Here is a 20,268-nt window from a genome sequence, read left to right as displayed (position 1 = left end):
TTTTTAAAAAATTCTATCTTCACTTAACTATTTATGGATAAATAAATTATCTTCGAATAAGAAAAAAGTAACATTTACTATAAATTTTAACGACAATTTATGTCATAAGTAAGATTGGTAGTTAAAAATAATTAGTAAAATTATCAAAATATGTTGTTAGTTGTCTTGTTATTGGTTATTATTGTGTTGTATTACCATAAAAATTGGAAGGTGGAATTCATATGTTAGATCGTTTTTTAAACAAAATGACCAATGTTCAACCTGCAGCTTCAAGATGTATTTTGCAAAAATTAGTCACTTCATGCAAATCAGCGCCAACTTGTTTCCTTCAAGGTGTTGGAACTTTCCGTTACTATGTGGATCGTGATACAGGTGAGATTTGTACTAGCCAAGAACGTATTAGATGTGGCTGCTAAATTCAAGGATTTTATTTAATAGGATGTGAACGCATGAGCATATCTTCAATTTCATTCTTAACAAATGCTATGCAGACGTCAAATAGTCGTCAAGCGAGTCAACCATCTAATTCTTTTTTAAACCAAGCAGCGAAAATAGTTCAAGGCGACCATTCTCCAGAAGAGAGAAAGGCATTATTCCAACAACTGACTCTAGTTCAGCAAGGAAAAGACTTAGAGCTTCATGTGTCTAAATTAAAGGAACTAGAGAAAGAGGTTCAAAAAGAATCGTCTTCTTCGTCCGTTACTGTGAATCAGCATGGTGACCAAGTAGATATTTCAAATGAGGCTCGCAGTGAGTTTGAACAAGCTGAGGAACAAGCCACAGTTTCAAGTGAAGCGAGTGAAATTGCTGCAAGGGAAAAGGATCAAGATGTACAGGCAGATCCAAACCAATAAAAAAAGAGGCGTGTGTTTTTTATCTTCACATGCCTCATTTATGTTTATTTTGCAGAAAACCTTGAATAAAGACCATCCGGAAAAGGAGCTGCATATGAGATTGTTTCATCTTCTTCTACCATGATGTAATATGGAAACTCTTCAATATGAAAGGCGCCTATCATTTGTTCATCTACTGAGATAATTCGCATGTTGGTTTGGTTATCACGATATAATTCTTGATCCTCTTCTTTCCCATTCTTTAGCAAAATACTAAAAGAAATGTCTAATTGACGCTGCTTTTTCGTTTCTAAGAATTGTTCCAGCGATGGGATGCAGTGCGGACATGCTGTGTCAGTGAATATAAGTAACTGTTGCTTGTGGTTGTTTTGCAGTAAATCATTCATTTGAATAGGTGATGGTTTTTCGAGTAGCGGATGAACAAGTTTTTGCCCCACATGCTGGATTGGTAAGATGATTAATTCCATCTGGTGTTTTAAATAGATCATGATTCCGATCGTCAATAAAAGGCTGCAAAGAATAAGGGTTAGCTGTAAAAGTAAGATTGAAGTCATCGTATATCGTCCTCTCAGAGTGAAGTTACGCAGAGCTATCATAATATAAATATCAAAAATATGTCAATTATACTAAATGGTGTAAGGTGGAGCGTTTGATGAGTACAGTGAACCATTGTTTATATGCAATCTCTTATACTTGGAAAAGAAGTCGATCATATCTTCTGTTAACTCTATTCATCCAAGTGATCGTTGGCTTTATGCCTTTGGCTAGTGTCTGGATTATTCAAACATTGATTAATGAAATTATTTTATTCATGACTTCTTCAGGAGATATTCAAAAGGTCTTAAGGTTATTTGGGTTGCAAATGGTCATTGTGATTTTAGGATATGGGCTTCAATTCATGCTTCAGCTTAGTCAGCAGAAAGCGACAAATTTGATTGGCTTGCATTTGAAGGGTGAATTGCTTCAAAAGGCGATCAGGCTTCCATATATTACATTTGAACACCCGTCTTTTTATAATGAAAGTCAACGTGTGATGAACAGTCATCAGCATGTTCTGAGTATGGTTAGAAGTATTTTTACAATCATGAGCGCATTGATTACTGTTGTATCACTTCTCATTTATATGATTGGTATCCATTGGGGCTTGGCGGTCATTCTAATCTTATGTACTCTGCCTGTCTTATGGATTGAGCTTTTCTTTGGAGGCGCACGGTATCAATTAAACCGGATGTTAACTGCCAACGATCGAAGAGAAATGTATGTGTCCGACCTTGTTGCACAGCGAGATTCATTGAAAGAAATCCGTTTATATGGAATTGGACATTACCTTCTTCAAAAGTGGAAAGGTCATTATGTAAAAAGTGCAGATGAAAAATATAAATTACTAAAACGTCAGGTTCGTTGGGAGATGGCAGGCGGATTGCTTATGACATTTGCCTATGTGTGCTGTGGTCTTTTTATTGTCTTTCTTATCTTTCAAAAGAAATTAGCTGCGGGTACGTTTGTCGCTGTACTCCAAGCTGTGCAAAATATTCAAAGCGGTTTTCAAGATTTGACGAGGGAATGTTCTAGTTTATATGAAACGAGTCTCTATATTGAGGAAATGAGAACTTTTCAAAAGAGAGAAGAAGAAATTGATGAGCAGACAGAGGAAGGGGCATCGCTTCGGAGGATTGAATGTATTCAGTCCATCACGCTAGAAAACCTCTCTTTTACCTATCCGAATATGAAAACGCCTGCTATTGAGCATATACATTTTCATATCAATAGAGGTGAACGTATTGCATTGGTGGGGGATAACGGATCAGGTAAGACGACCTTGATTAAATGTTTGACCGGTTTATATGATCCGGACAAGCCGAATATGCAAAAGGTCAATGGTGAATCGATTTCGACCATTTATAAAAAATCCTATCATGCGAGAATGGCTGTCCTTTTTCAAGATTTTATGAAGTACGAATTCACTGTGAAAGAAAACATTGGATTTGGCCGTATCGATGAAATAGATGAGGAAGAACGCATGATCTCAGCAGCACGGCAAGCAGGCATAGAGAAAAGAATCCATCAAATGGAAGAAACATACGATTCGCAGCTTGGCCGTTTTTTTGAGGAAGGGCATGAACTGTCTGGCGGACAATGGCAAAAGCTTGCGATGGCGAGAACCTTTTTTAGAGAAAGTGATTTTATCATTTTAGATGAACCGACTTCTGCTCTCGATCCGCTATCGGAGATTTCACTGATTCGAAAGCTATTCGATCATACGCAGGATCAAGGGGTTTTGTTTATCACACATCGTATGGGAGCGGCCCGCTTGGCAGACCGGATTATCGTGATGAAAGATGGTGCTTTCGTTGAAGAGGGGAACCATGAAGAGCTAATGGCGCTAGACGGAGAGTACAAAAGGCTTTACGAGGCACAATCCCAACTATTTCAACAAAAGGAGATGGCTTAAGGTGAGTGTCTTTTATTTTATAGGTGTCTATTTATTAGGAATCATCTTTGCAGGTGCATGGATTGATAAAGTGAGAAAACAAACGGCGCATATTCAGCAGATGAATGCTTATCGCCTGCTGCCTTCTGCGCTCACGACGCCCATGTTTTATCTGTTATTGACTGTTGAACTGGCTTGTACGGGCTTATTGTTCGTGTGGAACATGTATCTTGTACCTGCGGTTGGTCTTACAGCACTTTTATGTATTTATACTGGAGCGGTCACCTTCAATTTATTGAGAGGACATCGTAACATTTCATGCGGCTGTGGAGGTTTGCTTGAAAATGATCATCTTCACTGGGGAATTGTGATTCGTAATATGTCGATGCTGGCTCTTGTGATTGGGTTGTTTTATGTACATCCCTATGTAGAAACAATTCCGTGGCCATTTCATATTATTTGTTTTCTGATTGCGGTGGCTGTCTGTTTGATGATAGCGGTGGGGAAAACAATCATGATGTTCAAAAGAAAATGGGTGAATCAATTTGATTCGTTTATAGAAGGAGACCAAGTGAAATGACTGATATTCTACTAATTATTGTGTTATTCATTGTCATTGCTCAGCTGGCTGTCGTGTTTTTGCTTGCCCGCTTTATCGGGAAATTTATGAGTAAAATTAAATCCTTTGATGGGATTGAATTAAAGGAAGCGGATGTTGGTGATGCTGCGCCGTTATTTCGAAGCTATACACATTTAGGGGATAAGGTCATTTTAAAGGAATATTTACAGAACAGAAGAGCCGTGATGCTGTTATTTGTAAATACCACTTGTCTGACATGCAAAAGCATTTTGTCTGATATGCGTCAGCACATCTCTAGCGATGATACTCAATTTATTTTCATCAATGGAGATGAACAAGGAGATGATGGATTGCTCCTTCAATTGCTGCCTGATCATGCTGTGTATGTGCGCTCTTCGCAAATCATGGAGCTGTATGGGGTAACGGTTGTTCCGCAAGCGATTTTGATAGATGAACATGGCACCATCCTGCAAAGAAAAGCTGTTCAAAATGTGAAACAGTTTGAACAGCTGTTACACGCATCATAAAAAAGCGTCTCTTTGTTTAAGAGACGTTCCAGCGTGTAGACAAACCCTCGCATTCGGTGTCAGTCCTGCGTGCTGGTGCTCACGAATGACAATTCGCTCCGCGCCAGTACTCGTCCTTCCTAGACTGCAAAGGTTTTCTATCACGCTGAAAAGGAGACAAAGGGCTAAAATCAAGATCATTTTAGCCCTTTGTCAACAATCTGAAGCGTCTCTTTGTTTAAGAGACGCTCGTTTTATAATTCTTTTCCTAGAATGTCTAAATCGTATCTGCTGCCGTCCATCTCTGCGATGCGTGGCAGGTGACCCCATGTCTCAAAGCCGTGCTTTTTAAATAATCGAATGCTGGCTTCGTTGTGCCCGAAAATAAAGGCGAGTAACGTTCGAATGCCTAGTGAAGGTGCCAACTCAATGGCTTCTTGTAAGAAAAGTGACCCTAAGCCTTTCCCTCGATAGTCTTGGTTTAAGTAAATACTCATTTCAACGGTTCCGTTGTAGGCAGGTCTTCCATAAAAGGTTTCAAAGCTGAGCCAGCCGTAAATATGTCCATCCTCATCTGTTTTCACATAGAGAGGTCTTTTCTCTGAATGATTCAAAAACCATTCCCGGCGGTCTTCAACTGAAACTGGTTCTGTATCGGCGGTTACTTCTCGTGAAGCAATGGTCGAATTGTAAATATCAACGATTGCTTTGAGGTCATCTTCTGTTGCTATGCGATTGAAAGTTTTCACAATAAAGTCCCCCATCTTTTTTTCATTCATCATACATATTATTGATGCGATTGCGCAAAATAAAAAGAAAAATGATTTCGTGTGTATATATTTTTTGAAAAGTGTTCAGAATGTTGCTGAGGTGATGAAAAATGAGAGAGGAAGAAAAGAAACGTACTTCCAAAATCACAAAAGTTCAGCAATTTTTCCGTAAGCGCTGGGTATTCCCTGCAATTTACTTGGTCAGCGCAGCGGTCGTGTTAACAGCCGTTCTTTGGTATCAAGCTGTATCAAAAGATGTGAAAGACCAACTATCTGATGGAAATCAAACAGGGCAAGAACAGCGTGATGATGCCGTTGAAGTTGGAAAGCCAATTGAAAATGTTGCCATGCCAGTCCAGAATTCTGATAATGTTTCTGTCGTGAAAAAGTTCTATGAAGCAGATGCTGATCAAAAAGAAAAAGAAGCAGCACTTGTAAACTATAATAACACCTATACCTTGAGCAAAGGTATTGATCTTGCAGACAAAGATGGCAAAGTGTTTGATGTCACAGCTGCTCTTAGTGGAACAGTGGTTCAAGCGAAAAAAGATCCAGTTCTCGGTCACGTCGTTGAAATTGAACATGAAGATGGATTATCGACTGTTTACCAATCGTTGTCACAAGTGAGTGTTAAAGAAGGCGATGAAGTGAAGCAGAATGATGTCATCGGTGCTTCTGGTAAAAATCTTTATGGTGCTGAAAGCGGCAACCATGTGCATTTTGAAATTCGTATGGAAGGTTTAGCGCTTAACCCACTTAGCTTCATTGACAAGCCTGTTTCAACTATTGAAAAGGCCGCACAAGAAGTGACGGAAGAAGCAAAAGAACCTGCTCAGCCAAAAGCTGATGAAAAAACGAAGGTACCTGCTGCTGAAGATAAGGCCAAAGAGCCTGCTGGAGAAAAATCTGAAGAAAAGTCTGATGAAAAGGGGAAATCCTCTGATCAAGAAAAGTCTTCTGATTCCTCTAAAGACAGCAGTCAATCTGAAGAAACAAAACAATCTTAAGTCTTGAAACCTCTGTATATGAATCATGCAGAGGTTTTTTTCTGTCTTAAAAAAATCCCCCGCACTTGGCGGAGGATGGTTTAGAGTGCGGCAGGTCCTTCTTCACCTGTCCGAATGTTGATTGTATTTTCTATCTCATATATAAAAATTTTCCCATCCCCTGGTTCGCCTGTACGAAGTACCTTTTGAGCTGTTTCAACGACCTGTTCGACAGGTACTTCGCTGAGGACGATTTCAATCTTTAATCGTTCGTACACATTGCTTTCCTTTTTGACGCCGCGATATAACTCTGTATGTCCCTTTTGTAAACCGCAGCCGTGTACATTCGAAAAGGTAATGGAAGTGACACCAATCTTCCCAAGCTCCACCTTTAATGTTTCGAAATTGGCTGGACGTGTGACAATCTCCACCTTATACATTTTGCTCATAGAGACACCCCTTTTTCTTTAATCTTGATAAGCTTTTTCCCCATGCATGGTTAAATCAAGCCCCACTGATTCTTCTTCTTCTGATGCGCGAATTTTAAAGAAGAGATTTACCACTTTGATGATCACGTATGTCACAACAGCTACAAAAGCATAGGTAGCTATAATAGCGACTACTTGCTTCCAAAGTAAGCTAGGATCTCCATAAAATAAGCCATTGGCTCCGCCGTCATTGACAGAGGTTGTTGCGAAAAGCCCTGTTGCAATTCCTCCCCAAGTCCCGCCAATTCCGTGAAGACCGAATGCATCTAGTGCATCATCATAGCCAAATTTGGCTTTGAGCGAGAAAACTCCCCAGAAACACACGATGCCGCCGATAATTCCGATAATAATAGAAGCAAAAGGTGTGACAAAACCTGCGGCAGGTGTAATTGCCACAAGACCTGCGATGGCTCCTGAAATTGCGCCGAGCATGGTTGGTTTTTTGTTGATCATCCACTCGACTAACAGCCAACCGATGATTCCCGAAGCAGCAGCTGTATTGGTGTTAATGAAGGCATACATGGCGACACTATCTAAGGTAAGGGCACTTCCAACGTTAAAGCCAAACCATCCAAACCAAATGACAGCTCCGCCAAGAAGAGTATAAATCAAATTGTGAGGAGAGGAGCTTGATGCTTCTTTACGCTTCCCGAGCACAATCGCTACGACTAGACCTGCCACACCGGATGAGATGTGAACCACGTTTCCTCCAGCGAAGTCGAGCGCACCCATTTCGCCAATCCAACCGCCGCCCCATACCCAGTGTGCGACTGGTGCGTATACAAATGTGACCCAAAGGAGTGTAAATACGACGACCGCTGAGTAGCGAATTCGTTCAGCAAAGGCACCTGAAATGATGGCTGTTGTTAAGACGGCAAAGGTCATTTGGAACATCATGAACAATGAATGTGGAATGGTTTCACTGTAGGAACCAGGTTCAAAGCCAACACCTTTTAGTCCAATCCAGTCTAAGCCTCCGATCCATGCATTGCCTGGTGCAAAAGCCAAGGAATAGCCAAACAAGATCCATACGATAGAAACAATCGCTAGTGAAGTTAAGCTGTGCATGGTTGTACTTAAGACGTTTTTACTTCTCACGAGGCCTCCATAGAATAAGGCTAAACCCGGTGTCATTAACCACACGAGTAGTGCGCAAAAGAACATAAATACTGTATCACCCATTTGCATGCTGCATTCCCCCTGAATCATTCAGAATTAATTGATTTCTTAATTCTTCATTATAGAGAGAAAAGTCATATATAACATATTCATGTAAGTTAATCTTACATGGTTTTTGGTTATATTCAATATAAATGGATGGAAAGTTCGTAAAAAATGAGAAAAAACACACGTTGAGCATGAAAAATAAAGGGCGTTTGACCTATAAAATGGAGCTGAGAAACAGCTTGGTTCGTTCCTCTCGAGGAGAATCGAACAATTCCGATGGGCTGCCTTCTTCAACGATACGGCCTTCGTGCATATAGACGACACGATCGGCGACTTCTTTCGCAAAGCCCATTTCATGTGTGACGATGACCATCGTCATGCCTTCTTTTGCGAGACTTTTCATTGTTTGCAGTACCTCTCCTACAAGCTCTGGATCTAGGGCAGATGTAGGTTCGTCAAATAACATAACGTCTGGTTTCATGGCGAGAGCTCTTGCAATAGCCACACGCTGCTTTTGACCGCCTGATAGTTTAGAAGGGTATACGTTGGCTTTATCCGCAAGTCCGACTTTTTCTAACAGGACATTGGCTTCTGATACAGCTTGAGTCTTTTTTGTTTTTTTCACCATAACAGGCGCCTCGATGATGTTTTCAAGCACAGTTTTATGCGGAAAGAGGTTAAAATGCTGAAACACCATGCCTATTTTTTGCCGCATCTCGTTTAATTGATCGCGTTTTGGGTGAACTGGGCTGCCATCAATGATGATTTCCCCATCATTTTTGATTTCTAAAAAGTTCATACAGCGGAGCAAGGTGCTTTTTCCAGAGCCACTGGCTCCAATTAAGACGACCACATCATTTTCGTAAACAGTGAGATCAATATCTTTTAAAACATGCAGTTCTCCGAAGTGTTTATTGAGTTTTTCAACACGAATAAGTTCCTTTGCTTCTGTCATGTTTCTCCTCCTAATGGTCACTGACTGATAGTTTCTTCTCAAAGGTTTGGACAGCAAATGTTAATAGCAGGACAAGGACTAAGTAATAGACGGCTACAACAAGTAAATAGGTCATATTGTCAAAGCTGTTTGAGCCTTGGGTCGTGGCGACGTTAAATAGTTCATTGACGCTAATAAAGGCGGCAAGTGATGAATCTTTTAAGCCAATAATGAACTGGTTGCCAAGAGGGGGGAGGGCGCGCCGCATCGCTTGCGGGAGAATGATGCGTCTCATTGTTAGGAAACGTCCCATGCCAAGAGAGCGTCCAGCCTCTTTTTGCCCCTGATCGATTGATTGGATGGCGCCTCTAAATATTTCTGCTATATATGCTCCATTATGAAAGGCGAGCGCAATGGAAGCGGCCCAGAAGTCGGGGATATTTAATTCTGTCAGTCCAAAATATAGGATAAAGATTTGAACAATCAGTGGTGTGCCGCGTACAAGGAAGATATAGGCGTTGGCGATATAACCGAAGACAGCCACGCGTGATATTTTCAATAAAGCAAAGAAAAGCCCGATGAACATGCCGATGAAGATGCTGATCACAGTGAGCTGTAAGGTGAGTAGCATTCCTTCTAAAAAAATACCTCTTGAATCAATCAGTGTCTGAAAAAAATGTGATAGGGTAGGCAAAACAATCATCTCCATTTGAAGAAAGTGCGCCTAAAAAAGGCGCACAATCGTGGTTTTAATTTTGTTTGATCGTGATGTCTTCATCAAAGTATTTCTCGCTAATTTGCTTTAATGTTCCGTCCTTTTTTAATGCGTCAATCGCGTCGTTGATCTCTTTTATGAGCTGTTCATTTTCTTTAGATACAGCGATTGCCTGCTCACTTTGTCCGAGTCTTTCCTGCGCTTCGATCTTTAATTTTTTCTTCATGGCTTCTGCACCTGTGGCAAAATCCGTCACGACTGCATCGTGTTTTCCGTTGGCTAGTGCTTCTAAAGCGACGACATCACTGTCGTAATATTTTGGTTCCTCCCCGCTATGCTCCTTTGCGATATCAGCGTAGGAAGAGCCTTTAGATACAGCGATTTCTTTGCCTTTTAAATCATCAGCATGCTCAATGTCTGCTCCAGGTCTTGTGAAAATTTGCGGTCCAGAGTAGTAGTAGGGCTTAGAAAGAAGGACGTGTTTTTTTCGTTCCTCATTGATGGTATGACTTGCAACTGCCGCATCGAATTTTCCTGATTTCACACCTTCGACAATACCTGCGAATTTATATTTCTTCTGTATAGGCTCGAGGCCCAGTTTGTCACTAATCGCATTGCCTACATCGATATCAAAGCCTGACATCTGATTTCCATCCATGTAACTGAACGGGTGAAATTCACCTGATGCTGCAAATATAAATTTTCCATCCTCCAAAATTGGCGACCCTTTCGCTGTAGAATTACGTTTATCTCCGTTCCCATTTGTTTCATTTGAACCACACGAAGACAGAAGTAATACTGCAACCGAGAAAAGGGCTGGGACCCAAAACCGTCTTTTCTTAATAATAAGCTTCTCCTCCTTTTCAGCCGTTCTCCATATAAGGAGAAAGTAGGCTTTTAAATATGTGTAGCATCTTACCATTTGTTCCTCATATTCTCAATTTTATATGTGTTTTTCCAACACTCGCCCTTTTTAAAATGTATGTTTTGCTTTTCCAAGAGAGAACTTGAATTGATCAGGGTAAAAAAGGGAAATGAATCTCATAATAACGGGAGGATTGGCAAAAAACATGTCAGAAGACAAAGAGGGGGGTCGGTGTATGAAGAAGTGGAGAGAAAACCGTAAAGTCTTTTTAACTGCTATTGCCTTTGGAACGATGTTAAATCCATTGAATTCATCAATGATTTCTTTGGCCTTGCATCAAATCCAGCATGAATTCGGTTTGTCATTTACGACTGTATCTTGGCTGATTTCGTCTTTTTATTTAGCTAGTGCGGTGACGCAGCCGGTGAGCGGCCGGATTGGGGATCATGTGATGAGCCGGAGAACACTATTTTTATTTGGACTGGGCCTTGTGGCGGTCTCAGCTATCTGTGCGCCGTTTGCCCCGACGTTTGCGGTGCTGATTGTGATCCGGCTGTTGCAGGCAATTGGAAGCAGTGCCATTTATCCTTCAGGTGTCGGACTCATTCGGGATCATATTCAAGAAAAGCAGGCATCAGCATTAGCGGTATTGTCCATTTTTGCTTCCGCGATGACGGCGCTTGGCCCGACACTTGGCGGATTTTTGATGACGATCGGCGGCTGGCCAGCGATCTTTTTAGTGAATCTGCCTTTTATTTTGATTAGCTTCTTTCTTGGACTATCTTTGTTTCCGAAGGAACAAAAAAAGAGAAAGCTACGTATAGGTGAAACGGTACGAAAGCTCGATTTGCCAGGGATGCTTCTTTTTACCGTTTGTATTGTCCTGTTGCTTTCGTTTTTATTATCACTAGGTCATGGCATTCAATATGTACAGGGGATTCTTTGTCTCTTGAGTGCAGGCGCTTTTATTTGGTGGGAGTATCAGGTGGATGAACCGTTTATTCAAATTCGGATGTTCAAAGAGGAGCAGCGGCTTTCACTTGTGTATGTGCAATTTATTATTTTAAATATCTTTTTCTATTGTCTTTTCTTTGGTTTGCCGAGCTATTTCCAAGATGAATTAGGCTGGCGTGTGGAAATGACAGGTCTTTTTATGCTTTGCATGTCAGGGGTGAGTATCATTGTCTCTCCGTTGACGGGAAAGTGGGTGGACCGCGGGGATGAACGCCATCCGGTATTAGCCAGTACGGTATTGATGCTAGCTGGAGCGTCTGCGATGACCTTCTTTTTTATTCCTGCACCATTATGGGGAAAAGGGCTGGTTCTAGCTTTGCTTGGACTTAGTTATGGGATTGGAAATGTTGCGCTGCAAGCTGCGATGCTCAAGGCAAGTCCGCAGCATATGATTGGTACGTCCTCTGGGCTTTTTCAAACATGCCGCTACCTTGGTTCTATTCTTTCGTCTGCTGTTCTCGGTATGCTGTTTGGAGATGAAATTGCTGGTCCTCATTTTGAGCAGTTAGGCTGGACGTTGATTATCATTTCCCTTATCGGCATTGGAGTCAGTCTTTACTTTTCGAGCAAGGTCAGAGGAGGGCAGTCAATAAAAAAAGCGGCGCGATAAGTGGAAGAAGAATCTTCATCACGTTATCGCAAGCCGCTTAAGAGTTAGACAGGTCAGAGCCCTGTTCTTTTTGCTTCCTTCTGAATATTTTCCCTACAATTGTCTCATAGAAAGTGACGATGCGATCAATTGGAGAGTCAAAAAACTTCCATAATTTATTCATGATAAACACGACCACAATTGATACGATCAAGCTGCCTAAAACATCTAATGGATAATGGTGACCTACCCAGATGCGGGAGAATCCTGTGAGTAATCCAAAAACGAGCAAGATGTTCCCGAGCTTTTTATTACGAGATCGAATGGCAAGTGAAAGAGCCAGTGCACCTGTTGTATGGTCACTTGGGAAGGAAGCGTCTGCTGAGTGCGGAATGAGAGTGTCGACTTTATGCGCCACAAACGGCCGCTCCTCATAATGAAACAGTGTAATGGCAAAATTGACGATAAGTGCCGCGATGCCTGTTACACCAGAGAAGAAGACATGCTTCTTAAATTTGTGATTACCAAAAAACCAGCAAATCAATAAGACAAGGGCATACACAAGAATGGCTTTTTTCGTAATGAAAATCATGGCCTGATCTAAAAACTCAGAATGATGAGCCATCCCGTGTATCAATTTAAACAGTTCGTAATTCAAAACATCACCTATACCTTCGCTTAATGCCAACTATTTTTCAAATAATCATTTATTTGAAACATCCTATATTTTAGCATGTTTCCGTTGAAGTTTAAAATAGAATCCTATTCTGATAGGGAGATCTTCTGTGCTTTTGCTTCTTGAGGCTTTCGTTCGCTCCAATAAAAAACAATCATACTGAGCAAGACAACAATACCTGCAATGAGATATACATTTGAAAAGTCGGTGAAGCTGACAAGAAGACCAAATACAAATGAGCCAGCAGCAATCCCCGTATCATATAAAGTGAAGAAAGTAGCCGTCGCATAGCCTGTACGGTGAGCTGGTGAGTGCTGAATGGCAAGTGTTTGTAAACATGGTACTAGCGATCCATAGCCAAGTCCAATGACACCACCTGATAAAAGAAGCATTGTAGCTGAATGTGTAGCTGTCAGCATCCATAAACCAATGGCAAAAAGAGCGATCGAAGGATAGATCACAATGTGAGGTCCTACTCGATCAAAAAGTCTGCCTGTAAATGGGCGTGATCCAAGCATTGCTGCCGCAAACACAATAAAGAAATAACTGCTTGCCCCCATCAAGTCAAGGGAATTGGCATAGACTGAAATAAATGAAATGATCGGCGAATAACAGAAGGAAATAATGATACCGACTGCTGCTGTTTTTAATGCACCTTTTTCAAACAAGTGAGAAAAAGTAAATCGGAAGACGACACTACCGCCATCTTCAAGCTCTGGCTGTCTGATTAGCATCGTAAAAGCGGCACCGATTGTAACGATAATGGAGAAAAGAAGGAATAAGGAATGGAATCCTACTTTTCCTACTTGATTCAACGCAATAAATGGACCGATAACCACAGCAAGGTTCATGGACATGACAAAGTAGCCGAGTCCTTCCCCGCGTTTATGTTTTGGAATCATATCTGCCGCAATGGCACTGGTTACTGTCGTCAAAATGCTAAAAAAGATGCCCTGCACGAAACGCAGCATGAGAAGCGTTTGGAATTGATCGATTGGGATGTATAAATAAGTGAGTAAGGCAAATGCCGTTGATGAGAAAATCGCCATCCGTTTTTTACCGAATTTCTCAATAATCGCTCCAGAAAACGGTCTTGTCACAATGGCGGACAATAAGAAGACCGTTACAAGAAGGCCACCCTGTGATTCTGTTCCATTGAGTTCATCCATTGTGTAAATAGGCAGCAAGGTCAATAGGGCATAAAAAGAGGTGAACGTAAATAAATTCACCAGGACAATCATGATAAAGTCCCTCGTCCAAATGCGTTCGTTCATGATGTATGTCACTTCCTATTCAGTTGATAATTTGTGTAAAAGTGTATGGAGGAGTTGTTTTTCTTCGTGGGTGAAATCTGAAAGACATTCTTCTTCAAATTGTTCCATCGTACGTTTGATTTCTTCAAATCGGGCTTTAGCATCATCTGTCATCACGATCAGGTTTTCACGTTTGTCTTTTCCTTGTACACGTTGCACCCAGCCATTTGCTTCTAGACGGGTTACGGTTCGGGTTATGGTTGGGGCTTCGACGTTCAAATATGTCCAAATGTCTTTTTGGGTTTTCGGGCCGAATGTATCCAAACAAAAAAGTACAGTCCATTGGGACATGTACAAGTCATAAGTAGCAAGCGCTTCGTTCGCCTTTTTAGACAGCAACCTGGCGCTTTGATGTATTTGATGTAAACACTCTCTATTTAACGTATCCATATGCTCACCTTTATTAAATATTTAGCTAGGTAAATAAAATCACCTTTTCTATTCTACGTGCTCGACCCATTCTTGTAAAGTGAAAATTTTCGCCACTCGAAATGATTGCATTTTCTGATAAATCCCTTGTCCCTTCTTCATTTTTAGCATATTCCCTATCCAATGCTAATACACTGTTACAAACCTGACAAAGAGAGTGTTTGAGGTGAGGGATCGTGTTTGGCATTTGCTACCTAATGGATGAGAAATTAAGACGAACAAGCGCCGCTGAAAATGGATAATATTGATACGGATCTCATTTCACACTTCTCACATCCATTTTAGGGAGGTCGAGTGGTGTGCACGATTACATCAAAGAGCGAACAATCAAGATAGGTAAGTATATCGTGGAGACAAAGAAAACCGTTCGTGTAATTGCGAAAGAATTTGGAGTCTCTAAAAGTACTGTACACAAGGATCTAACAGAAAGATTGCCAGAAATTAATCCAGATCTGGCTAATGAAGTGAAGGAGATACTGGATTATCATAAATCAATCCGCCACTTGCGAGGGGGAGAAGCCACTAAATTAAAGTATAAAAAAGAAGAAATTTTAGAAGGTGAGCCTGTGAAACAGTAAGCTTAGTTCTTTGTTCATAAACATGATATATATATCTTCCTCATATCGGTAGTTTCTAACCACAAATTTTGTAAAGACTTTTGTAAAGAAATATCTTTTTTTCTGCAAATTATGATAGAATATATAATTAGGGCAGAATGTGGTATTTGCTATGGAAACAGATTTTCAAGGAGGATATATATAGATGTTTGCTAGGGATATTGGAATTGATCTTGGTACTGCCAATGTACTGATTCATGTCAAAGGAAAAGGAATTGTGTTAAATGAACCATCTGTGGTAGCTCTTGACAAAAACAGCGGGAAAGTTTTGGCTGTTGGAGAAGAGGCGAGACGTATGGTTGGACGTACGCCTGGGAATATTGTTGCGATTCGTCCATTAAAAGATGGCGTAATTGCTGATTTTGAAGTAACTGAAGCGATGCTCAAGCATTTTATTAACTCATTAAATGTGAAAGGGCTATTCTCTAAGCCGCGTATGCTCATCTGCTGCCCGACAAACATTACATCTGTTGAGCAGAAGGCGATCAAAGAAGCTGCTGAAAAAAGCGGCGGAAAGCATGTATTTCTTGAAGAAGAGCCAAAAGTAGCAGCTATTGGTGCTGGTATGGATATTTTTCAGCCAAGTGGAAACATGGTCGTAGATATTGGAGGCGGAACGACAGATATTGCTGTCATCTCAATGGGTGACATTGTAACCGCCTCTTCTATTAAAATGGCTGGAGACAAATTTGATCTGGAAATTCTCAATTACATTAAAAAAGAGTACAAGCTGTTGATCGGTGAACGCACGGCTGAGGATATTAAGATCCAAGTTGCAACGGTATTCCCAGACGCACGTCACGAAGAAATTTCAATTCGTGGACGAGACATGGTGACAGGATTACCAAGAACGATTACCGTCACAAGCAAAGAAGTAGAAGAAGCATTGCGTGAATCTGTATCTGCGATTGTTCAGGCTGCGAAGCAAGTTCTTGAGAGAACACCGCCTGAATTATCAGCTGATATTATTGATCGCGGCGTCATCATTACAGGTGGCGGAGCTCTTCTAAACGGGCTTGATCAATTGCTTGCAGAAGAGCTGAAAGTACCAGTATTCGTTGCTGAGAATCCGATGGATTGTGTAGCTGTTGGTACTGGCGTCATGCTTGATAATATGGACAAGCTGCCAAAGCGTAAACTCAGCTAATGATGTCCCTCATTCTTTTTCGAAAGAATGGGGGATTTTTGTTAAAGAACCCTGCAAATAAGCCGATATATTTCATAGAAGATTGTGTTTAGGTCATGTGAAAGAATTTTAATGAGGTGAGCACGTGTTAAAAGGACTATATACCGCAACATCTGCCATGATCGCTCAAGAGCGACGGACAGAAATGCTTTCAAATAATATCGCAAATGCGAATACACCAGGATATAAAGCGGATGAGGGGACGATGCGGGCATTTCCAGAAATGCTGCTAAGCCGAATGGAGTCAGGACGTTTCCAAACTTCCTCAGGCAAAGGTTTTAGTGTTCCGCAGCAAACGCCGATTGGCGGCATTAATACGGGGACATACATGCAGGAACTGATCCCTCAATTTACACAAGGAACGTTAAAAACAACAGATCAAACAACGGATGTCGCACTAGTCGAAAATAATGTGCCGATCAACCCAGAGACCAATCAGAAATCAGCGCTTTTTTATGCGGTCAATACACCAGAAGGCGTTCGATATACGAAAAGCAGTTCGATTACATTGAACGCACAAAATCAGTTGACTATCAATGGGCGTGCCCTTCTTTCTGTGACAGGTCAACCGATTACAGTTCAGAGTGAGAATTTCAAAGTGAATGCAGATGGAACTGTGAGTGAAAATGGACAAAACCTCGGGCAAATTGATGTACGTGTTGCGATGGATACAAGGAACTTAGCGAGAGAAGGAAATGATTTATACCGTACAGCTGATAACCAGCCCCTGCCAAGCGCAGTCAATAACGGTCAAATGTCCTATACGTTAAGCCAAGGTGTATCGGAGCTGTCGAACGTGGATGTGACGAAATCATATACAGAAATGACAACCGCCTATCGAGCATTTGAAACAAACCAAAAAGTGGTTCAGGCGTATGATAAAAGCTTAGAAAAAGCAGTAAATGAAATCGGCAGAGTGTACTAATCAAGAAATGACAAAGAAAGGAGGATTCTCATGCTTAGAACGATGATCAATGCAGCGGTATCAATGAACGAAGTACAAAAGCAGCTTGATATTATCAGTAATAATATCGCGAACAGCGAAACAACAGGGTACCGTGCGAAAAATACCCGTTTCTCAGAGCTGATCAGACAACAGTTCAACCAAGTAGATGAAAAAAATGCGCAGGTGGCAAACAGTCGTCTGACACCTGATGGGTTAAGGCTTGGGACGGGTACGATGGTCAATGCGTCCATTAACTCATTGCAAGGCTCGATTAAAGAAACAGGCCGTGATCTTGATGTTGCATTTGGAGCGCCATCTCAGTATATGCAGGTCAATGTCGGCGGTAATATTCGTTATACAAGAGACGGTTCTCTTTACTTACAGCCAGGCAATAATCGTAATCAAGTGCAGCTTGTCACTAGCGAAGGTCATCCGATTCTTGATGAAAATGGAAATGAAATCGTCTTAAATGCGAATTTCCGTGATATTTCAATTGATAAAAATGGTCGTCTGATAGCCATTTCAAGAGATAATCAAACGAATCAGCAAGTGAATCTAGGTGTTGTACAAGTCAATAACTCTTCAGCACTTGTCTCTGAAGGAGATAATTTATTCTCAGTTGACGGTACTTATCAAGGTGCATTAACGGCACTAAATGGAGCAAACCGCCAAGCGATTCAGCTTCAGCAAGGTGCACTTGAAACGTCGAATGTGGATATGTCTAAAGAATTAACAGATCTCATGACAACACAGCGCTCCTATCAGATGAACTCAAGAACGATTACGATGGGTGATCAGATGCTTGGATTAGTGAATACAATTCGATAATGAGCAGGCTGACATCAGCCTCTCATGATAAAAAAGGCGGCTCGCTCAAAGTCGCCCTTTTTTTTATAAAAATCTGAGACATCGGCAAGCAGATCCTCAAGATCAATCCATGCTTCTTTTCGTTCAAGGCATGTGACGAGCCTTGCAATCTGCTCATCTGCCTTTGGCGTTTGGCTGTAGAGGAGAAATAAGATTTGGAACTTGATTCTTAATATATCAAATTGAGAAGCAACGGCTTCTTTTAATCCTTTTTGAATATACTTCATTCCTTCATCGGTTAAATTTTCTTTATAACAGGAACGCACAGTTTCGTAGAGGCACGATACATAGGAGTGTGCGGACTTCCGGTATGCTGGGAGACGAATTGCTTTTTTAAAGTATTCCAGCGCTTTCTTGTGACGGTTTTGTCTCGACTGAATAAAGCCAGCGTCATAATAAACGATACCGAGCAGTTCTTGATCATCAATGATTTTCACGTATTCGATGATCTCAATAAAAAGGGCTTCTGCTTCTTCATATTTTTTTTGATCGCTATAATTAAGGCCAAGCACAATTTTACAACGATAGAGGCTATGGTCATCCCCATGCTTTGCAAAGATATCCATTGCTTTTTGAACATGACGAATCGATAACAACGAATAGCGGTTGTTATAATAAACACCACTTGTACGAAAATGGAACTCTGCTACCTCCAGCTCATCGTTTAGAAATGACAGTCGTTCTTCCGCCTTCTCGAGATAGTAGATTGCATCATTTTGATCGCTGTTTAAAGCTTCGTAAAGTCCGAGAAAGAAGTAAAAGTAATAGGCCAGTTCTTCGTTCATATCCTCTTTGTGCTGCATCAATTCATGTTTTATTTTTTCTAAGTCCTCTGTCTGATTCATCCAGAGCTGATGGCGAAAAAGCATCAGCTGATAATGTAAATAGAGTTCCTGTTTTTTTGATATTTTCCGTTGATATTTTAATAGAGTTGTTTTGATTTCTTCAGCCTTCGAAAAATGTCGATGCTTTAGCAGTGTATACCACGAATGGAGAAGTTTTTTAATGGATTTATCACTTATAAAATTCATTTTTACCCTCTTATTCAATCAATGATGTAATATATATTACCATATTTGTGAAAAAACAATGAGTGTAGTGTGGATTATATTTGATGACAATAGGTAATAGTAGATTCTATTTTTTACCATATATGCGGAACGGACGTTGAAAAATACGAGCATTCATAATATACTTCTATAGGAATCAAATGAAGATCATCGATATAGAAAAAAGGAGAGATCAAGATATGCTTGATGCTCAGCAAATTCAAGACATTATTCCACACCGTTATCCATTCTTATTGGTCGACCGTATTTTAGAGGTTGAGGGAGAGAAAAGAGCGGTGGGGATTAAAAATGTCACAGTGAACGAAGAATTTTTTAATGGTCATTTCCCAGGATACCCGGTCATGCCTGGTGTACTTATTGTAGAAGCACTTGCACAGGTGTTTGGGGTCATTATGTTAGGAAAAGAAGAAAACAAAGGGAAAATTGGTTTGTTTGCAGGAATTGACGCCTGCCGTTTCAAAAGACAGGTGAAGCCTGGAGATCAGCTTCGTTTAGAGGTAGAAGTGACGCGCCTAAGGGGTCCAGTTGCAAAAGGAAAAGCAGTAGCCACAGTAGATGGCGAAGTGGCATGTGAAGCAGAACTCACATTTTCTATCGGTCCTAAAGTATCATGATTTGCCTGGCGGTTCATCAAGGATGAATCGCTTTTTATTTGGAAACAACTAGTCTGAACGGATCAGGACTTGCATTTTTGACAAAAAAACGTCATATTAGACAAAAAAAGATGAAGGTGATAAAAGATGCTGAAAGAATTTAGAGAATTTGCAGTCAAGGGAAATGTCATTGACTTGGCTGTAGGTGTCATCATTGGGGGAGCATTTGGCAAAATTGTCACTTCTCTTGTGAATGATTTGATCATGCCGCTCGTTGGTATTATTATTGGCGGCCATGATTTTAGCGGTCTATCTATTAAGATCGGATCTGCTCAAATTTTATATGGAAGCTTCATACAAACAGTGATTGATTTCTTGATTATCTCATTTTCCATTTTTATCTTTATTCGTTATTTGAATAAATTAAAACGGAAAAAGGTAGAGGAAGAAGAGGTTGTAGAAACGCCGGATCAAACGGAAGTTTTACTAACTGAAATTAGAGATCTCTTGAAACATCAAAGCCAATCGAAAGATGTGCAATAAAAAAGAGCGGCTAACTCCGCTCTCAGCGTGTAGGCGGGTCTGTGCTCCGGTGCTCACGAATAATCAATTCGCTCCGCTCCAGTGCTCGCACTTTCTAGACTGCAAAGGTTTTCTATCACGCTGAAAAAC

General features: G+C 40.8%; 24 protein-coding genes. 13 read left to right on the top strand and 11 right to left on the bottom strand.

The window, feature by feature from the left end; all coding sequences use genetic code 11:
- Positions 1-221: 221 nt before the first annotated feature.
- Positions 222-416, top strand: a complete 195-nt coding sequence (locus tag MHI35_RS16715) for a hypothetical protein (RefSeq protein ID WP_003215165.1) — start codon at positions 222-224, stop codon at positions 414-416.
- 33 nt (positions 417-449) lie between these two features.
- On the top strand, positions 450-854 hold the full coding sequence (locus MHI35_RS16710) for a hypothetical protein (RefSeq protein ID WP_335349574.1): 405 nt from the start codon (positions 450-452) through the stop codon (positions 852-854).
- Positions 855-898: 44 nt separating this feature from the next.
- Here the strand turns inward: MHI35_RS16710 and MHI35_RS16705 are convergent, their stop codons facing one another.
- Entirely contained in the window at positions 899-1,408 is a 510-nt protein-coding gene (locus tag MHI35_RS16705; protein WP_335349573.1) for a thiol:disulfide interchange protein, read from the bottom strand.
- A 98-nt stretch (positions 1,409-1,506) separates the two neighbouring features.
- On the opposite strand from MHI35_RS16705, the gene MHI35_RS16700 reads away from it, so the two are divergent.
- Genes MHI35_RS16700 through MHI35_RS16690 form a run of 3 tightly spaced genes read left to right on the top strand, consistent with a single transcriptional unit; the run spans position 1,507 to position 4,392 of the window.
- Positions 1,507-3,306, top strand: coding sequence for an ABC transporter ATP-binding protein (locus MHI35_RS16700; protein WP_335349572.1), 1,800 nt, complete (start codon positions 1,507-1,509; stop codon positions 3,304-3,306).
- A gap of 1 nt (position 3,307) precedes the next feature.
- On the top strand, positions 3,308-3,865 hold the full coding sequence (locus MHI35_RS16695; protein ID WP_335349571.1) for a MauE/DoxX family redox-associated membrane protein: 558 nt from the start codon (positions 3,308-3,310) through the stop codon (positions 3,863-3,865).
- Positions 3,862-4,392 carry a TlpA family protein disulfide reductase gene (locus MHI35_RS16690; protein ID WP_335349570.1) on the top strand — a complete coding sequence of 177 codons (531 nt, stop codon included), beginning with the start codon at positions 3,862-3,864 and terminating at the stop codon, positions 4,390-4,392. The genes MHI35_RS16695 and MHI35_RS16690 overlap by 4 nt, the downstream gene beginning before the upstream one ends.
- A gap of 233 nt (positions 4,393-4,625) precedes the next feature.
- Here MHI35_RS16690 and MHI35_RS16685 read toward each other — a convergent pair whose 3' ends face one another.
- A complete protein-coding gene (locus MHI35_RS16685) occupies positions 4,626-5,135 on the bottom strand; it encodes a GNAT family N-acetyltransferase (RefSeq protein WP_211062588.1) in 510 nt (169 codons plus the stop codon).
- A gap of 116 nt (positions 5,136-5,251) precedes the next feature.
- On the opposite strand from MHI35_RS16685, the gene MHI35_RS16680 reads away from it, so the two are divergent.
- Entirely contained in the window at positions 5,252-6,148 is an 897-nt protein-coding gene (locus tag MHI35_RS16680) for a M23 family metallopeptidase (protein WP_335349569.1), read from the top strand.
- An 80-nt stretch (positions 6,149-6,228) separates the two neighbouring features.
- Here MHI35_RS16680 and MHI35_RS16675 read toward each other — a convergent pair whose 3' ends face one another.
- From MHI35_RS16675 to MHI35_RS16655, 5 genes are all read right to left on the bottom strand, one after another.
- Positions 6,229-6,576, bottom strand: coding sequence for a P-II family nitrogen regulator (locus MHI35_RS16675; protein ID WP_003214763.1), 348 nt, complete (start codon positions 6,574-6,576; stop codon positions 6,229-6,231).
- 18 nt (positions 6,577-6,594) lie between these two features.
- Positions 6,595-7,803, bottom strand: a complete 1,209-nt coding sequence (locus MHI35_RS16670) for an ammonium transporter (RefSeq protein ID WP_335349568.1) — start codon at positions 7,801-7,803, stop codon at positions 6,595-6,597.
- Positions 7,804-7,996: 193 nt separating this feature from the next.
- Positions 7,997-8,737, bottom strand: a complete 741-nt coding sequence (locus tag MHI35_RS16665; RefSeq protein ID WP_144499984.1) for an amino acid ABC transporter ATP-binding protein — start codon at positions 8,735-8,737, stop codon at positions 7,997-7,999.
- Between the two features lie 10 nt (positions 8,738-8,747).
- The gene (locus MHI35_RS16660; RefSeq protein ID WP_078061638.1) at positions 8,748-9,425 is read right to left on the bottom strand and encodes an amino acid ABC transporter permease; all 678 of its coding nucleotides are present in this window, start codon (positions 9,423-9,425) and stop codon (positions 8,748-8,750) included.
- Between the two features lie 40 nt (positions 9,426-9,465).
- A complete protein-coding gene (locus tag MHI35_RS16655) occupies positions 9,466-10,353 on the bottom strand; it encodes a transporter substrate-binding domain-containing protein (protein ID WP_211062587.1) in 888 nt (295 codons plus the stop codon).
- A 178-nt stretch (positions 10,354-10,531) separates the two neighbouring features.
- Between MHI35_RS16655 and MHI35_RS16650 the strand changes: the two genes are divergently transcribed.
- Complete coding sequence (locus tag MHI35_RS16650; protein WP_211062586.1) at positions 10,532-11,920, top strand: MFS transporter; 1,389 nt, start codon at positions 10,532-10,534, stop codon at positions 11,918-11,920.
- Between the two features lie 37 nt (positions 11,921-11,957).
- Here MHI35_RS16650 and MHI35_RS16645 read toward each other — a convergent pair whose 3' ends face one another.
- The 3 genes from MHI35_RS16645 to MHI35_RS16635 form a co-directional block, all read right to left on the bottom strand.
- On the bottom strand, positions 11,958-12,557 hold the full coding sequence (locus MHI35_RS16645; RefSeq protein WP_144520459.1) for an undecaprenyl-diphosphatase: 600 nt from the start codon (positions 12,555-12,557) through the stop codon (positions 11,958-11,960).
- Positions 12,558-12,661: 104 nt separating this feature from the next.
- Positions 12,662-13,849 carry an MFS transporter gene (locus MHI35_RS16640; protein WP_211062585.1) on the bottom strand — a complete coding sequence of 396 codons (1,188 nt, stop codon included), beginning with the start codon at positions 13,847-13,849 and terminating at the stop codon, positions 12,662-12,664.
- Between the two features lie 15 nt (positions 13,850-13,864).
- The gene (locus tag MHI35_RS16635) at positions 13,865-14,278 is read right to left on the bottom strand and encodes a MarR family winged helix-turn-helix transcriptional regulator (protein ID WP_144493101.1); all 414 of its coding nucleotides are present in this window, start codon (positions 14,276-14,278) and stop codon (positions 13,865-13,867) included.
- Between the two features lie 338 nt (positions 14,279-14,616).
- Here MHI35_RS16635 and spoIIID point away from each other — a divergent pair, with 338 nt between their 5' ends.
- The 4 genes from spoIIID (at position 14,617) to MHI35_RS16615 (ending at position 17,894) form a co-directional block, all read left to right on the top strand.
- On the top strand, positions 14,617-14,895 hold the full coding sequence (spoIIID, locus tag MHI35_RS16630; RefSeq protein WP_008343327.1) for a sporulation transcriptional regulator SpoIIID: 279 nt from the start codon (positions 14,617-14,619) through the stop codon (positions 14,893-14,895).
- A 184-nt stretch (positions 14,896-15,079) separates the two neighbouring features.
- Complete coding sequence (gene mbl, locus MHI35_RS16625; protein ID WP_012011515.1) at positions 15,080-16,081, top strand: cell shape-determining protein Mbl; 1,002 nt, start codon at positions 15,080-15,082, stop codon at positions 16,079-16,081.
- Between the two features lie 124 nt (positions 16,082-16,205).
- A complete protein-coding gene (locus MHI35_RS16620) occupies positions 16,206-17,045 on the top strand; it encodes a flagellar hook-basal body protein (RefSeq protein ID WP_144485572.1) in 840 nt (279 codons plus the stop codon).
- A 30-nt stretch (positions 17,046-17,075) separates the two neighbouring features.
- On the top strand, positions 17,076-17,894 hold the full coding sequence (locus MHI35_RS16615; protein ID WP_211062584.1) for a flagellar hook-basal body protein: 819 nt from the start codon (positions 17,076-17,078) through the stop codon (positions 17,892-17,894).
- A gap of 14 nt (positions 17,895-17,908) precedes the next feature.
- On the opposite strand, the gene MHI35_RS16610 is transcribed toward MHI35_RS16615, so the two are convergent.
- On the bottom strand, positions 17,909-18,964 hold the full coding sequence (locus MHI35_RS16610) for a tetratricopeptide repeat protein (RefSeq protein ID WP_211062583.1): 1,056 nt from the start codon (positions 18,962-18,964) through the stop codon (positions 17,909-17,911).
- 218 nt (positions 18,965-19,182) lie between these two features.
- Here MHI35_RS16610 and fabZ point away from each other — a divergent pair, with 218 nt between their 5' ends.
- On the top strand, positions 19,183-19,617 hold the full coding sequence (fabZ, locus tag MHI35_RS16605) for a 3-hydroxyacyl-ACP dehydratase FabZ (RefSeq protein WP_106025530.1): 435 nt from the start codon (positions 19,183-19,185) through the stop codon (positions 19,615-19,617).
- Positions 19,618-19,743: 126 nt separating this feature from the next.
- Complete coding sequence (gene mscL / locus MHI35_RS16600) at positions 19,744-20,139, top strand: large conductance mechanosensitive channel protein MscL (protein WP_003215139.1); 396 nt, start codon at positions 19,744-19,746, stop codon at positions 20,137-20,139.
- The last annotated feature ends 129 nt before the right edge of the window (positions 20,140-20,268 follow it).

Source organism: Bacillus sp. FSL K6-3459, from assembly GCF_038003305.1.
GTDB classification, from domain to species: domain Bacteria; phylum Bacillota; class Bacilli; order Bacillales; family Bacillaceae; genus Bacillus; species Bacillus pumilus_O.
Note: the sequence above shows the minus strand (reverse complement) of the source record. Positions and strands in the feature narration are given on the sequence as shown.